Annotated in this window: 11 protein-coding genes and 2 pseudogenes; 5 read left to right on the top strand and 8 right to left on the bottom strand. The window is 66.1% G+C overall.

Annotation, left to right across the window (positions count from 1 at the left end):
- Nucleotides 1–46: 46 nt before the first annotated feature.
- Nucleotides 47–421 carry an ArsR/SmtB family transcription factor gene (locus KIH27_RS03040; protein WP_214091432.1) on the bottom strand — a complete coding sequence of 125 codons (375 nt, stop codon included), beginning with the start codon at nucleotides 419–421 and terminating at the stop codon, nucleotides 47–49.
- Nucleotides 422–510: 89 nt separating this feature from the next.
- Here KIH27_RS03040 and arsM point away from each other — a divergent pair, with 89 nt between their 5' ends.
- Nucleotides 511–1,302 (top strand): arsenite methyltransferase, encoded by a 792-nt coding sequence (gene arsM, locus KIH27_RS03035; protein WP_214091431.1) that lies wholly within the window; start codon nucleotides 511–513, stop codon nucleotides 1,300–1,302.
- Nucleotides 1,299–2,821, top strand: a pseudogene (gene arsB, locus KIH27_RS03030) (ACR3 family arsenite efflux transporter). The gene arsM and the pseudogene arsB overlap by 4 nt, the downstream one beginning before the upstream one ends.
- Before the next feature lie 109 nt (nucleotides 2,822–2,930).
- Here arsB and KIH27_RS03020 read toward each other — a convergent pair.
- Both KIH27_RS03020 and KIH27_RS03015 read right to left on the bottom strand, forming a co-directional pair.
- A complete protein-coding gene (locus KIH27_RS03020) occupies nucleotides 2,931–3,719 on the bottom strand; it encodes a DUF2182 domain-containing protein (protein ID WP_214091428.1) in 789 nt (262 codons plus the stop codon).
- Nucleotides 3,716–4,174 (bottom strand): heavy metal-responsive transcriptional regulator, encoded by a 459-nt coding sequence (locus KIH27_RS03015; RefSeq protein ID WP_214091427.1) that lies wholly within the window; start codon nucleotides 4,172–4,174, stop codon nucleotides 3,716–3,718. The genes KIH27_RS03020 and KIH27_RS03015 overlap by 4 nt, the downstream gene beginning before the upstream one ends.
- A gap of 135 nt (nucleotides 4,175–4,309) precedes the next feature.
- On the opposite strand from KIH27_RS03015, the gene KIH27_RS03010 reads away from it, so the two are divergent.
- On the top strand, nucleotides 4,310–4,600 hold the full coding sequence (locus KIH27_RS03010; protein ID WP_214091426.1) for a DUF1490 family protein: 291 nt from the start codon (nucleotides 4,310–4,312) through the stop codon (nucleotides 4,598–4,600).
- Nucleotides 4,601–4,655: 55 nt separating this feature from the next.
- Nucleotides 4,656–6,974: pseudogene (locus KIH27_RS03005) on the top strand (copper-translocating P-type ATPase); the annotation flags it as partial.
- Between the two features lie 482 nt (nucleotides 6,975–7,456).
- Here KIH27_RS03005 and KIH27_RS03000 read toward each other — a convergent pair.
- From KIH27_RS03000 to KIH27_RS02985, 4 genes are read right to left on the bottom strand one after another with little or no spacing between them, the layout of a single operon-like run.
- A complete protein-coding gene (locus tag KIH27_RS03000; RefSeq protein WP_214091425.1) occupies nucleotides 7,457–8,416 on the bottom strand; it encodes a M56 family metallopeptidase in 960 nt (319 codons plus the stop codon).
- Nucleotides 8,413–8,793: a BlaI/MecI/CopY family transcriptional regulator gene (locus tag KIH27_RS02995; RefSeq protein ID WP_214091424.1), complete on the bottom strand. Its 381-nt coding sequence runs from the start codon at nucleotides 8,791–8,793 to the stop codon at nucleotides 8,413–8,415. Before KIH27_RS02995 ends, KIH27_RS03000 begins: the two co-directional genes overlap by 4 nt.
- A 4-nt stretch (nucleotides 8,794–8,797) precedes the next feature.
- The gene (locus KIH27_RS02990) at nucleotides 8,798–9,301 is read right to left on the bottom strand and encodes a hypothetical protein (protein ID WP_214091423.1); all 504 of its coding nucleotides are present in this window, start codon (nucleotides 9,299–9,301) and stop codon (nucleotides 8,798–8,800) included.
- 29 nt (nucleotides 9,302–9,330) lie between these two features.
- Entirely contained in the window at nucleotides 9,331–9,666 is a 336-nt protein-coding gene (locus KIH27_RS02985; RefSeq protein WP_214091422.1) for a hypothetical protein, read from the bottom strand.
- Nucleotides 9,667–10,103: 437 nt separating this feature from the next.
- Here KIH27_RS02985 and KIH27_RS23265 point away from each other — a divergent pair, with 437 nt between their 5' ends.
- Nucleotides 10,104–10,187 carry a hypothetical protein gene (locus KIH27_RS23265; RefSeq protein WP_372451291.1) on the top strand — a complete coding sequence of 28 codons (84 nt, stop codon included), beginning with the start codon at nucleotides 10,104–10,106 and terminating at the stop codon, nucleotides 10,185–10,187.
- Nucleotides 10,188–10,714: 527 nt separating this feature from the next.
- Here KIH27_RS23265 and KIH27_RS02975 read toward each other — a convergent pair.
- Entirely contained in the window at nucleotides 10,715–12,424 is a 1,710-nt protein-coding gene (locus tag KIH27_RS02975; protein WP_214091421.1) for a TniQ family protein, read from the bottom strand.
- Nucleotides 12,425–12,432: the final 8 nt, after the last annotated feature.

Below are 12,432 nucleotides of genomic sequence, written 5' to 3'. Positions count from 1 at the left end.
GATCAACACTGCCGCACGGACGTGTCTGCGGCGCCGGGTCCGTATCTCAGTGACGACCAGCGCGGGCGAATACCCCAGCCAGCGCCTCCAGGGCGGCCGGCACCACCCGGTAATAGGCCCATTTGCCGCGTTGTGTTCGTTCCAGCAAGCCAGCTTCGACCAGAATTTTGAGGTGGTGTGACACTGTCGGTTGGGTCAGTCCCACCGGTGCGGTCAGGTCGCACACGCAGGCCTCGGCACCCTCATAGCCCGCGATCAGCGATACCAGCCGCAGCCGGGTCGGCTCAGCCACCGCCTTGAGCACGCCCGCCAGCCGCTCGGCAGCCGCCACGTCCAGCACGCCGTCGGTGAGCGGGCTGCAACACGCTGCCACGTCGGCCGCCAGCAGCGGGACGGTAGTGGAGGTGGTGACAGCGGGCATGATCACATTATGCCATACGTATTGACAGTCATCGATGGATTGTGCAGACTGCACCCATAGACATCTGTCGATGAATGGAAGTGAGACGAATGACCACCGAACACGACGCACTGCGTGACCAGGTCAAGGCGAGCTACGGTGCCGCCGCCGACGCGGTGCGCAGTGGCGACACCAACAGCGACGTGCTGAGCGCAGCGAGCTGCTGCGGGTCCAGCGATTCAGCCGATGTCGGCACCATCTTCGGCGCCGGCCTCTACGGTTCCGACGAGCACTCCGAGCTGCCCATCACAGCCGTTGAAGCCAGCCTGGGCTGCGGCAACCCGACCGCGGTCGCCGACCTGCGCCCGGGCGAACGAGTACTCGACCTGGGGTCCGGTGGCGGTATCGACGTGCTTCTCTCGGCACGTCGGGTCGGCCCGCAGGGGTACGCGTACGGCGTCGACATGACCGACGAAATGCTCGCCCTGGCCGAGGAGAACAAAGCCAAGGCCGGCGCCACCAACGTCGAGTTCCGCAAGGGCACCATCGAGGACATCCCGCTGCCGGACTGCGCCGTCGACGTGGTGATCTCCAACTGCGTGATCAACCTGTCGGCCGACAAACCGGCCGTGCTCGCCGAGATGTTTCGCGTCCTGGTCCCCGGTGGACGGATCGGGATCTCCGATGTCGTGGCCGAAGACCACCTCAGCGCAGCCGAGCGCTCCGAACGCGGCTCCTACGTCGGCTGCATCGCCGGGGCACTGTCACGCCAGGAGTACCTCGACGGACTGGCCGCGGTCGGATTCACCGACGCCACTGTCGAGTTCACCCACGAAATCGCCGAGGGGATGCACGGCGCGATCATCCGCGCCACCAAAGCCGACGCTGGGTGCTGCGGATGAGCGACACCGCCGTAGCGACTGCTGGATCCGCAGTGGCCGCCAAAATGTCGACACTGGACCGGTTTTTGCCGGTGTGGATCGGGCTAGCAATGGCCGCCGGCCTGACGCTGGGCCGGGTGGTGCCCGGCCTGGGCGAAGCACTGGGCGCCGTTGGGATCGACGGGATCTCGTTGCCGATCGCGCTCGGACTGCTGGTGATGATGTACCCGCCGCTGGCCAAGGTCCGCTACGACCGGCTCGGCGAGGTCGCCGCGGACCGCAAACTGCTGGTGTCCTCGCTGGTGTTGAACTGGCTGGTCGGGCCGGCGTTGATGTTCGCACTGGCGTGGACGCTGCTGCCCGATCTGCCCGAATATCGCACCGGGTTGATCATTGTCGGGTTGGCCCGTTGCATCGCCATGGTGATCATCTGGAATGACCTGGCGTGCGGGGACCGCGAAGCCGCCGCGGTGTTGGTCGCCTTGAACTCGGTCTTCCAGGTGGTCATGTTCGCCGTACTGGGCTGGTTCTACCTGTCGGTGCTGCCTGGCTGGCTGGGCCTGCCGCAGGGCGGAATCGACGTCTCGGTGTGGCAGATCGCCAAATCCGTGCTGATCTTCCTCGGCATCCCCTTGCTAGCCGGATACCTGTCGCGGCGCTTCGGCGAACGCGCCAAAGGCCGCGATTGGTATGAGTCGCGGTTCCTGCCCCGCATCAGCCCGTGGGCACTGTATGGGTTGCTGTTCACCATCGTCATCCTGTTCGCCTTGCAGGGCCACCAAATCACCTCCCGGCCAGGGGATGTCGCCCGCATTGCCGTGCCCTTGCTGGCGTACTTCGCGATCATGTGGGCAAGCGGCTACCTGCTCGGGGTTGTGCTGAACATGGGCTACGAGCGCACCACCACGTTGGCGTTCACCGCCGCCGGCAACAACTTCGAACTGGCGATCGCGGTGGCGATCGCCACCTACGGCGTGACATCCGGGCAGGCCCTTGCCGGGGTTGTCGGACCGCTCATCGAAGTACCCGTGCTGGTCGGTCTGATCTACGTCTCCTTGGCGCTACGCACCCGCCTCTTCCGACCTGAGCCGCAACCAAGCGGTGCCCGCTGATGGCCGACAAACCCAGCGTGCTGTTCGTCTGTGTTCATAACGCTGGGCGCTCCCAAATGGCGGCCGCGCTGCTGACCCACCTGGCTGGTGACCGCATCGAGGTCCGCTCCGCCGGTACCGAACCCGCCGATCAGCTCAACGCGGTCGCCGTAGCGGCGATGGCCGAGCTGGGCATCGACATTACCGCCGCCACCCCCAAGGTGCTCACCGGCAATCAAGTGCAGACCAGCGACGTCGTGATCACCATGGGCTGCGGCGACACCTGCCCCTACTTCCCCGGCGTCGCCTACCGCGACTGGAAACTGCTCGACCCCGCCGGCCAACCCCTCGACACCGTCCGCTCCATCCGCGACGACATCGCCAACCGCGTCCAAGCCTTGATCGCCGAACTCCTGCCCACCACAGGCAACGGTCGGTCGGGTAGGTAACGACGCCGCAACTCTTGCCGCAACCGGGCAGGCCGCACGGAACTCATGGCGGCCCCCCTCGGGGGAGCGCGCGGGTTCGCTGTTGCGTCGTCGCCACGACGTGTCTGAATTAGACGAGGTGGGTGACAAGTGCGGGGTGTGCCAGCAACACGAGACCAAGGACGATCAGCATGGCCGCTGTTACTCGGGTGAGCCGATCACCGAAAGGGGTTACTTTCTCGAGCCAGATCAGCACCGAGAGCGCCAGCATCCACGCCAGTTGCATGGTGCCCAGGGCGATGAGCAATACGAATAGCATCCAGCAGGAGCCGAGGCAAAACGTGCCGTAGCGGCCGCCCGCACCAAAGGCCCGGGCCAGACTGTCGAGGTGCGTCCCCGCCGGCAGGGATAAGGAAGTCGGCGCGTGACAGTGCCGCAGGCAGGTCGCTTTCAGCGGTGTGAGCTGATACAGCCCGGCGGCCACCGCCACGGCGCCGGCGAGCCTGCCGGCCCACGGATCGGCGTGTGCCAGTGGTTCATTGAGGCGGCTCCACGCTAGAAACGCGGGGATTCCCGCAACACTCCACAGGGCCAGGTATGTGGCGACGAAGATAACCCCTGGCGCGGCGCCGCCGCCGGCGGCGCGGGCATAGCGGCGCACAACGGGTAGGACCGGGGGAAGCATCATTGCGGCCATCATGGCCGCCCACGCGAGGAGGAACGCGGCGAACGACATCGGCGCCATGGTGCCCATGGGCATTTCCGGCTGGGTATCCATGGACATTGCGGACATTTCGTCGCCGCTCATGTCGCCGGCGCTGATCACGGTCCACCACCAGCTCACACCCGCCACACCCAGCAGGGCTGCCGGCAACCAGGTATCGGTCCATGACCGTCCACGCACTTCGCTATCGCTCACCGTCTCGTCCTAGTCGCGGGGTGGCTGAGTTCAGCGGCGGCGTCGGCGTCGGCGTCCAGGTTGTTTTCCAAGATCCAGCACACCGTGGAATGGTCGTGTTCGGTGGGCGCGGCGTGCGATGCGTGGTCGAGCAGCGTCTGCAGGTGACCTTCGAGGGCGATCAGTTCGGCGATCTGGGCGCGGACCTGGTCGAGGCGAGTGCCCAGGACCTGTCGGACGTGCCCGCACGGTGCCTCGCCGCGGTCGTGGATCGCCAGGATCTGGCGCACCTTCTGCAAGGTCAGCCCGGCGGCTTGACCCCGATGGATGAACCGGATTCGCTCCACGACCTCCGGTCCATAGTCGCGGTATCCGGATGGGGTGCGCGCCGGCGGCGGCAACAGCCCCGAGTCCTCATAGAAACGAATGGTTTTCGCGCTGGTATTGCTGAGTTTCGCTAATTCACCGATCTGCATGGCACCCATCCTTGACCTTCCAGCGTAGTGGAGGGTCAAGGATGGGTTGTATCGCCACACGGCGAAGCTGCCCCACGGCAAGAGCGTCAGGCACTTCACCGTTCGGCGGGAAACGATAGGAAGGGAGTGCAAGCAATGGCATGGCATGGATTCGTGGTGAAAGCGGCGCCCACGGTGGTGACCGGGGTGGTGGGGGTTGCGGCCTATGAGGCGGTGCGCACGGTGGTGGCGAAGGCTCCGCTGCGTCAGGCAACCGTCACGGTGACCGCGTGGGGCATCCGCGCTGCCCGCGAGGCGCAGCGCAAGGCCGAACACGGCGCCGAGCAGGCGCGGTTGACGGTCGCCGACGTGATGGCCGAGGCACGCGAGCACGCCGGCGAGGTCATCGAACCGGTAACGGATTCGGGTGATGACCATGACCGTTGATGTCCTGCCGGCCGCCGACGCCACACTGCAGGTCGTATCGGACGCGTCGGGGCGGATGCGGGTGCACATCACCGGATTTCGTGTCGATGCGATTCGGGCCGTCGCGATCGAGGACACCGTCATTAAGGTGCCCGGCGTGCAGGCCGTGGAAGCCTATCCGCGGACGGCCTCGGTGGTGATCTGGTATTCGCCGGAGCTCTGTGACACCGCGGCCATGCTGTCCGCGATCGCTGACGCGCAGGACATCCCTGCAGAGTTGGTGCCCGCACGGGCCCCACATTCGGCTCAGGTGCGCAAGACCGGTGTGGTGCGCAAGATTGCCGGCGGGATCGCCGTGGCGTTGTTAGGCATGCGCCGTCAGGTGACGGACGCTCCGTCAGACGTCGAGGATCGCATCGGCTGCGGTTCCGGGCCGGTCGCCGCGTGCGGCAAGCCGTCGTCAGGTGAGCTCAACAGGCGCGAGCGGCGCAAGTGGTTGCGGCGACTGTGGCTGGCGATGCCGTTGGCGCTACTGGCGTCTGCTTCGACGATGGTTTTTGGTGCTTATCCGTGGGCGGGCTGGCTGGCTTTCGCCGCCACGGTGCCGGTGCAATTCGTCGCCGGGTGGCCGTTTCTGGCCGGTGCGGTACAGCAAGCCCGGGCGAGAAGCGCGAACATGGACACACTGATCACGCTCGGCACGCTGACCGCGTTCCTCTACTCCACCTATGAGCTGCTCGCCGGTGGCCCGCTGTTCTTCGAGACCTCGGCGCTGATCATCGCGTTCGTCGTGCTGGGCCGCTATTTCGAGGCCCGAGCCACCGGCAAGGCGTCGGAGGCGATCAGCAAACTGCTCGAGATGGGCGCCAAGGAAGCCTGCCTGCTGGTGGATGGTCAGGAGCTGCTGGTCCCGGTCGACCAGGTGCAGGTCGGAGACCTGGTGCGGGTCCGGCCCGGGGAGAAGATCCCGGTCGACGGTGAGATCACCGACGGACGCGCCGCCGTCGATGAATCGATGCTGACCGGTGAGTCGGTCCCGGTGGAGAAGACGGTGGGTGATCGTGTTGCCGGGGCCACCGTCAACATCGATGGGCTGCTGACCGTGCGTGCCACCGCCGTCGGGGCCGACACCGCGCTGGCGCAGATTGTGCGCCTGGTCGAACAGGCCCAGGGCGGCAAAGCCCCGGTGCAACGGCTGGCTGACCGGGTCTCGTCGGTGTTCGTCCCGGCGGTCGTCGGTGTTGCCGCGGCAACGTTCGCCGGGTGGACACTGATCGCCGCCAACCCGATCGCCGGGATGACCGCCGCGGTGGCGGTGCTGATCATCGCGTGCCCGTGCGCGTTGGGTCTGGCCACCCCCACCGCGATCACGGTCGGCACCGGCCGCGGCGCCGACCTGGGGATCCTGGTCAAGGGCGGCGAGGTGATGGAGGCCTCTAAGACGATCGACACCGTGGTGTTCGACAAGACCGGCACCCTCACCCGCGCCCAGATGCGGGTCACCGATGTGATTGCCGACAAGCGGCGCCAGCCCAACCTGGTGCTACGGATCGCCGCCGCGGTCGAGTCGGGCTCCGAACACCCGATCGGCGCGGCGATCGTTGCCGGTGCGCGTGAGCTGGGATTGCAGATTCCGGCCGCCACGAAATTCACCAACGTCGCCGGGCACGGAGTGCGGGCCCAGATCGACGGCCGGACAGTGCTGGTTGGGCGACGCAAGCTGGTCGACGACCACGATCTGCTGCTGCCCGAGCACCTCGCCGCAGCCGCCGAGGAGCTCGAAGAGCAGGGCCGCACCGCGGTGTTCGTCGGCCGCGACGACCACGTTGTGGGCGTGCTCGCGGTGGCTGACACCGTCAAGGACGACGCAGTCGACGTGGTCCGGCAGCTGCACGCCATGGGGCTGCAGGTCGCCATGATCACCGGCGACAACGCCCGCACCGCCGCCGCGATCGCCCAGCAGGTCGGCATCGACCAGGTGATGGCCGAGGTACTGCCGCAGGACAAAGTAGCCGAGATCAAGCGACTACAAGATCGGGGCCGGGTGGTCGCGATGGTGGGCGATGGCGTCAACGACGCCCCCGCGCTGGTGCAGGCCGATCTGGGCATCGCCATCGGCACCGGCACCGACGTGGCCATCGAGGCCTCCGACATCACGCTGATGTCCGGCCGGCTCGACGGTGTCGTGCAGGCGATCCAACTCTCGCGGCAGACCCTGCGCACTATCCATCAGAACCTGGGCTGGGCGTTTGGCTACAACACCGCCGCGATCCCCCTTGCCGCACTCGGTTTGCTCAACCCGGTCATCGCCGGAGCGGCGATGGGACTCTCCTCGGTCAGCGTGGTCACCAACTCCCTGCGGCTACGCCGCTTCGGCCGCGACACCCACCAGGCGCTCCCGGCCGCCCCAATCCCCCGTCGGCTGATGGGTAAACAACCGCCACCCGATGCGCTCCACACAGTGAACATCGCTGTCGCAGGACGGCGAACCGGTGAATGACGTTGGTATACCACGACATCGGCGCTCGCTCACCCGGAGCATCGGGTCAAGGCCGCACACATGGTGATCGATGCACAACCGGCCGGCCGCTGAGGTAGCCCGCGAGCGAAGCGTGGGCCTAAGGAGGAGCGTATCCACACCACGCGATCGTTGCCAGCACCGTGGCGGGCCCGCCCTCCTACAGTCAGGCAGAGGTCCTGGAGGGGGCCCCGGTCTTGTTCACCCTGTGCCTTTGGCCGTCGCTGTCGCCGCCGTGCACTGGTGGCGACCCCGCTAGGCGCGGCATGGGTCAAGGTTCAGCTAATCCGAATCCCTGCCCTGGTCAACGAGTGTGGGAAAGATCGCACACACCCCGGCATGTCGATGTACTCGATGGCTTAAAGTGCCGCAAAGCCGCAGAGCCCGGAGTTCACCGCGGTCACTGTTGCCACCGCGATCGGACTCGTTATGAGCACCCCGGTTACGACGAGCCGACTGCACACCGCCAGTGGCAGACGATGGCCACGCGGTGGGGACATCAGCCGCTGCACGCGGCTGAGCATGTCGCCGCCGGTGGCGGCAAGTGCTGCGGCGGGTACGCCCGAACCTGTGGTGAGTGCTGCGAAAGCTTCGAGTAGCGTTTGGTGGCCGTGTGCGCGCACGGCCGCATCGTCGGCCCGCATCTCCAGCAGTCGAGCGATCTCGGCCGCACCGCGGGTGAACAGTGCAATCCAGGGCAAGGCGGTGGCCAGGCTGCGGGTCAAGGTGATCAGCAGGTGGTGGTGTTCGTCGAGGTGGGCACGTTCATGGGTGAGGACGGCGTCTAGTTGGGCGCTGTCGAGGACGTGAAGTGCGCCGGTGGTGACGATCGTGGTCCGTGTCGGATCGGCGACGCAGTAGGCGGCCGGTGTGCGGCCATCGAGCACGACGGCATCCAGTCCGGGGTAACGGCGGCCCACAATTCTGGCCGCGTGAGCATGTTCGGCTGCCTGCCGGTCGGCCCGGCTGAGTGCACAATGCACCCGCCAACCCAGCCGGCCGAGACCGAACATCGCGGACGCAACGATTGCCAGGGCGATGGCCTGGACGAGGAAGCCGTGCTCGCCCGCCGCCACGTTACGCACCACTGCCAAACAGGCGCGCCACATCGCCACACCGGTCCAGCCGGTGTGTACCACGTCCGCGGCTAAAAATATCGTCGCTGAAATCCAGGACCCGAGCACACTGAGCATTGCGGCCAGCCAAACCGACACACCGAGCCCCGGGGCATCTCCGCCGCGCGTCAGCCAAGTCAGCGCCAGTGGGCCGACGGTGAGGGCCAGGACGCTGTAGAGCAGCAGGCACATGGCGACGCTCACCGGGAACGCCCCCGGGATGCTTGATCGAGCACCTTGCGCAGCGCCGCCGACTCCTCGGCGGTCATCTCCTGCACGAAATGTGCGAACACCATGTCGGGGTTGTCAGCGGCGCCCGCCAATGCCTGGCGCATCAGGCGGGCGCTGTGCTCTTCGCGGCTGAGCACCGGCCAATACCGGAAAGCCCGGCCGTCCCGATCTCGGTCCAGCCAGCCCTTGGAGTGCAGGTTGTCCATGGTGCTCATCACCGTCGTGTAGGCGATGGCGCGAGTGGCCTGCAACTCCTCGAACACCTCCCGCACACTGGTGGCACCGTCGCTGGCCCACAACCGGTCCATGATCACCGCTTCCAAAGACCCGAACTCGCGTGCCGCACTCATGGCTTCACATTGCCATGCCTGCACAGCAGGGCAGTGTGCCCCACACCGCTTGTGTTCCGCTGTCGCCGGCCCGCACCGTCGACCAGACGCAGGCCAGCGCAAACAGCAATGTTGCGGCACCGGCGCCGGTGGCACCGATCCGGCGGGCCGCCGGCGCAACGGCGCCCACGGTGCCGGCGAAGATCGGGGTGTGCAACGCCCACCAGCAGGTCAGTGCGATGGTCAACAGTGCAACCCAGACGATGACCTGCCCTCCCAGCGTGACGTGTCGACTCAGCACCGCTCCGCCCATCATCACCTGCGCTCGCAGCGTGCCACCGGCTGCCGTGGTCAGCGGAACCAATAGCAGCGCCGCCGTGGCAACGAACAGCGGTATCGCACCGATGCGGCGCCGCGCTGCGGGCCACACCACCGCCAGGATCGCCAGCAGTGCGGCCAGTGGCACCAACGCCGCCACCAGATGTGCCAAAAACGGATGTGTCGGCAGCCCGTGAACCATCCCAACCATGCAGAACTTCGCTTCCCGGTCGCAGATGGCTATTTGTCGCAGCAGTCCATACCGGCTTTCGGTCCCATCTTGTCCATGGGCATGTTGTCCATGGGCATGCCTTCGCGCATCTTCGGACCCTGGTGGTCCTTGTCCATCATCATCGGTTTTCCACAGCACGGCTCATCCGGGCCGTGTCCGGCGGGTGCATCGTTGACCGGCGGGGCCGACGCGGTCACCGTGCCGAAGGTGAGCGTGCCGGTGGAGCCGGCCCATGTCCCGACGAAGAAGACCCCCAAACCGATGACTGCGAACGCCAGGACCGCCGCGATCGTGGCCTTACGCTGCCGCAACTTGACTCCCACCGTGCCGAACAACCCCATCATCTGTTCCCTTCTGACCGGTGCGCCAGATGCGCCACAATCGAACTACGTATTACGTACGTAGATAGTAGATCAGGTGGAGGGTTGCGCCGCAAGCATTTCGAGGGCCCGCCCTGGTTGGCCGCATGCGTCGGCGCGGCCGAGGTCAAGCCACATCTTGCCGATAAGCCGTCAGCGAGCCGAGCGAGGCTGCGTGTCCCAGGGTCGCCGCTGTCGGCTCCGGTTGAACCCTGGGCAGCCCACGCTCGGGATTCAACCGGAACCGACAGCCGTGGCGTTGCCGGCCCACGGCATATATTGATATTGCAATATGATGATGCGAATGCGGGCGAAGGCCAAACGTTTTGCCGATCGGGGGAACGGAGATGAAAGGGTGCTGGTAGCGATGTACGCATTGTTGGGTAAGGCGGGGGCCGCGGTAGTCGCAGGACTGGTCGGGGGTGAGTGCCTATGAGGTGTTGAAGAGGGCGGTAGGCAAAGCGCCGTTTCGGCGGGCTGCGGTGGTAACGACGGAGTTGAGGTGAGTACACCCCAAGGGGCTCAACCTCGTCTGGTCGGGGAGTGCATACCGTGAGGCACTCCCATTCCTCGACCGCCGCATCGCCGACTTGCAACGATCTCACCGCCGTGCGCCTTGAGTCGGCGGACCGTGTTCGCTGCCGGCGAGTACATCAGACCAAAGACTTCGGCCGTAGCCGAGAGTGTGGTTAGCGCGAGCAACGATATGCGAAACTCGGGATCGATCGTGGAGCGATATGTCTAGCGTTCTATCGGCCAGCCAATCGTGGATCTCGACGATCTGGCCAAGCCTGACGCCACGAGTCCCGTCGCTTCGAAGCCTACGTGCGGCGAGAATAGGTTTCGATATCGCCCAACCGCGGACTTCTTCTTCTACTTCGTTGAGTAGCTGAGCTGTTGAGAGCGAGCGGATGTCCCGCGATTGAAGCTTCAGCACCGTTACCGTCACCAGGTCTTGCAGTTTTGCCCGCCTGTAGACGGCAGGACCAACGGCAACCTGACCACAGGCGCTGGGTGGGTTCACACTGGCTATTCATGGCGGCTGCCACGTCAGAGGACCGCTGGGGGGGAGCGCATTCGCAGCGGTCATGAGCGCGTAGGCATTCCGAAAGGTCTCATTGTGGTCGTCGTCGATGTCAGCTCGCTTCGTGGGCCAGTCCCTGTGTTGCTCGGCGGGGAGCGTGTACGGGGGAGCTGCATAGCGAATATCGCCGCCGGTGAAGAGTTCCCAGTAGCGGCGGACAACGCCGTGGAACTCCCTACCGTCACAGGTGCGCCCGCCGACACCGGCAGATTTCAGTGCACGCACTAGCCGCCGAGGGTCGTCGGCGATGATGCGTCGCTGCTGGTAGTCGATCGGGGGTGGGTTGCGGCGCAGCTGCTCCTTCAGCTCCGTCAACGCAGCAAGGGCTTCCGGCCACAGTCCGTCGCGAACGACTCGTCGCCAATACTGCGTTACCGGGACCGCGATGCCCTTCGGTAGTCCGAGGTCTAGAGCGATGATGGCCCATGGGCGGGTGTTGCCGATCTTGGCCAGCGCCATCGCTTGGGCCGCAGCAGCCAAGGTGGTGGCATCTTCGGCGCCGGTCCATACGGTGCCAGACCAGAGAACTTGGGGAATCTGTGCGTGATCGATCTCGGCCAGCTCGGGGTGGTGTTCGGGGAGCCGTAGCCAGGTGCGGTCATCATTTTCACGAACTGGGTAGCGAGGATGGCGATTGCCGCAGTCGAACGTGAGCTGGGCGGCTGGACTGAACGTCGCGCGGACAGAACCCAGGCGTATCGCGGCGAGCAGCGGATTGCGTCTGCGGCGCAGCAACACGTTGTCGGGACCGACGGGAGTGACAGATCCGGCGGGGTTCAGTAGCCCCACAGCGTCCGCTTGCTGCGCGGCGACCGTCGCCGAGGTGGAGGAGAGCACCTGGCCGGCGTTGCGCAGCGCACGCACCAATGCGGTGCGATCGTAGGTGTCTTCGAACAGGGTCACGATCCTGATGGATTCGTCGACGAGTTGACACAGCCCGTCGAAGGCGATCGTTGCGGTGATCTCGATACCGACAACGCGCAGCAGGCTGGCGGGATCGTGGACGTACTGCTGCCAGAGTCGAAACGCCAGTCTGTGCGCATCGACCGCCTCGGCGTCCATGCCGTAAGGGCTGATCGTTCGCAGGTCGAAGTTGCAGCGGCGCCCGCGCCGCATGCGGCCACTGGGACGACGCGGCCGGTTTGGGCAACGGTAAAGCGGAGCATCGGCGTCGAGCGACAGCCACGACACCGTCGACCAGGGCTGTTCACCACAGCGCGGACAGGTGCGCACGAGCAAACACGCGTGCCGGACACAGGCGATCGCCAACATGCTGGACCATTCGCGCTTCCAATGCGGGTCGGGCACCGCCAGGCAGACAGGACAAAACGCGCTCCCCGCCGGTATTGGCCGAGTAACCCCGCGATAGCGGGCCAGGTAGTCCACGACGGCGGCATTGGGCGCCATCTCGGCCGCAGTCGCGATCGTGTCGGCTTCCGGACAGCCGAGCTTGAGCGCGAGCACGCCGGCGTGCTGACGAATCAGCCTCGTCAACTGGCCTGGGCGCTGTAAGCGATCCTGTGCGCCCGCTTCGGAGATCAACTCCCGCGGTGTGATGCCGTACCGTTTGGCGGCGCGCGTCAACCAAGACTCAATCGTCTCATCAGGGCGGATCGCGACTGCGACCGGCCAGCGATCGATGTCATAGCCGGCCGGCACCGACCGAA

It is taken from the genome of Mycolicibacter acidiphilus (assembly GCF_018455725.1).
In the GTDB taxonomy this organism is placed as follows: domain Bacteria; phylum Actinomycetota; class Actinomycetes; order Mycobacteriales; family Mycobacteriaceae; genus Mycobacterium; species Mycobacterium acidiphilum.
This window is presented reverse-complemented; position numbering and strand designations above follow the sequence as displayed.

Bases quoted from the DNA above. Each gene is read 5' to 3' on its own strand.
- KIH27_RS02985 (WP_214091422.1), bottom strand. From the start codon at position 9,666: ATGATGGGGTTGTTCGGCACGGTGGGAGTCAAGTTGCGGCAGCGTAAG.
- KIH27_RS03010 (WP_214091426.1), top strand. From the start codon at position 4,310: ATGGCATGGCATGGATTCGTGGTGAAAGCGGCGCCCACGGTGGTGACC.
- KIH27_RS02995 (WP_214091424.1), bottom strand. From the start codon at position 8,793: ATGAGTGCGGCACGCGAGTTCGGGTCTTTGGAAGCGGTGATCATGGAC.
- arsM (WP_214091431.1), top strand. From the start codon at position 511: ATGACCACCGAACACGACGCACTGCGTGACCAGGTCAAGGCGAGCTAC.
- KIH27_RS03015 (WP_214091427.1), bottom strand. From the start codon at position 4,174: ATGCAGATCGGTGAATTAGCGAAACTCAGCAATACCAGCGCGAAAACC.
- KIH27_RS03040 (WP_214091432.1), bottom strand. From the start codon at position 421: ATGCCCGCTGTCACCACCTCCACTACCGTCCCGCTGCTGGCGGCCGAC.
- KIH27_RS02990 (WP_214091423.1), bottom strand. From the start codon at position 9,301: ATGGTTGGGATGGTTCACGGGCTGCCGACACATCCGTTTTTGGCACAT.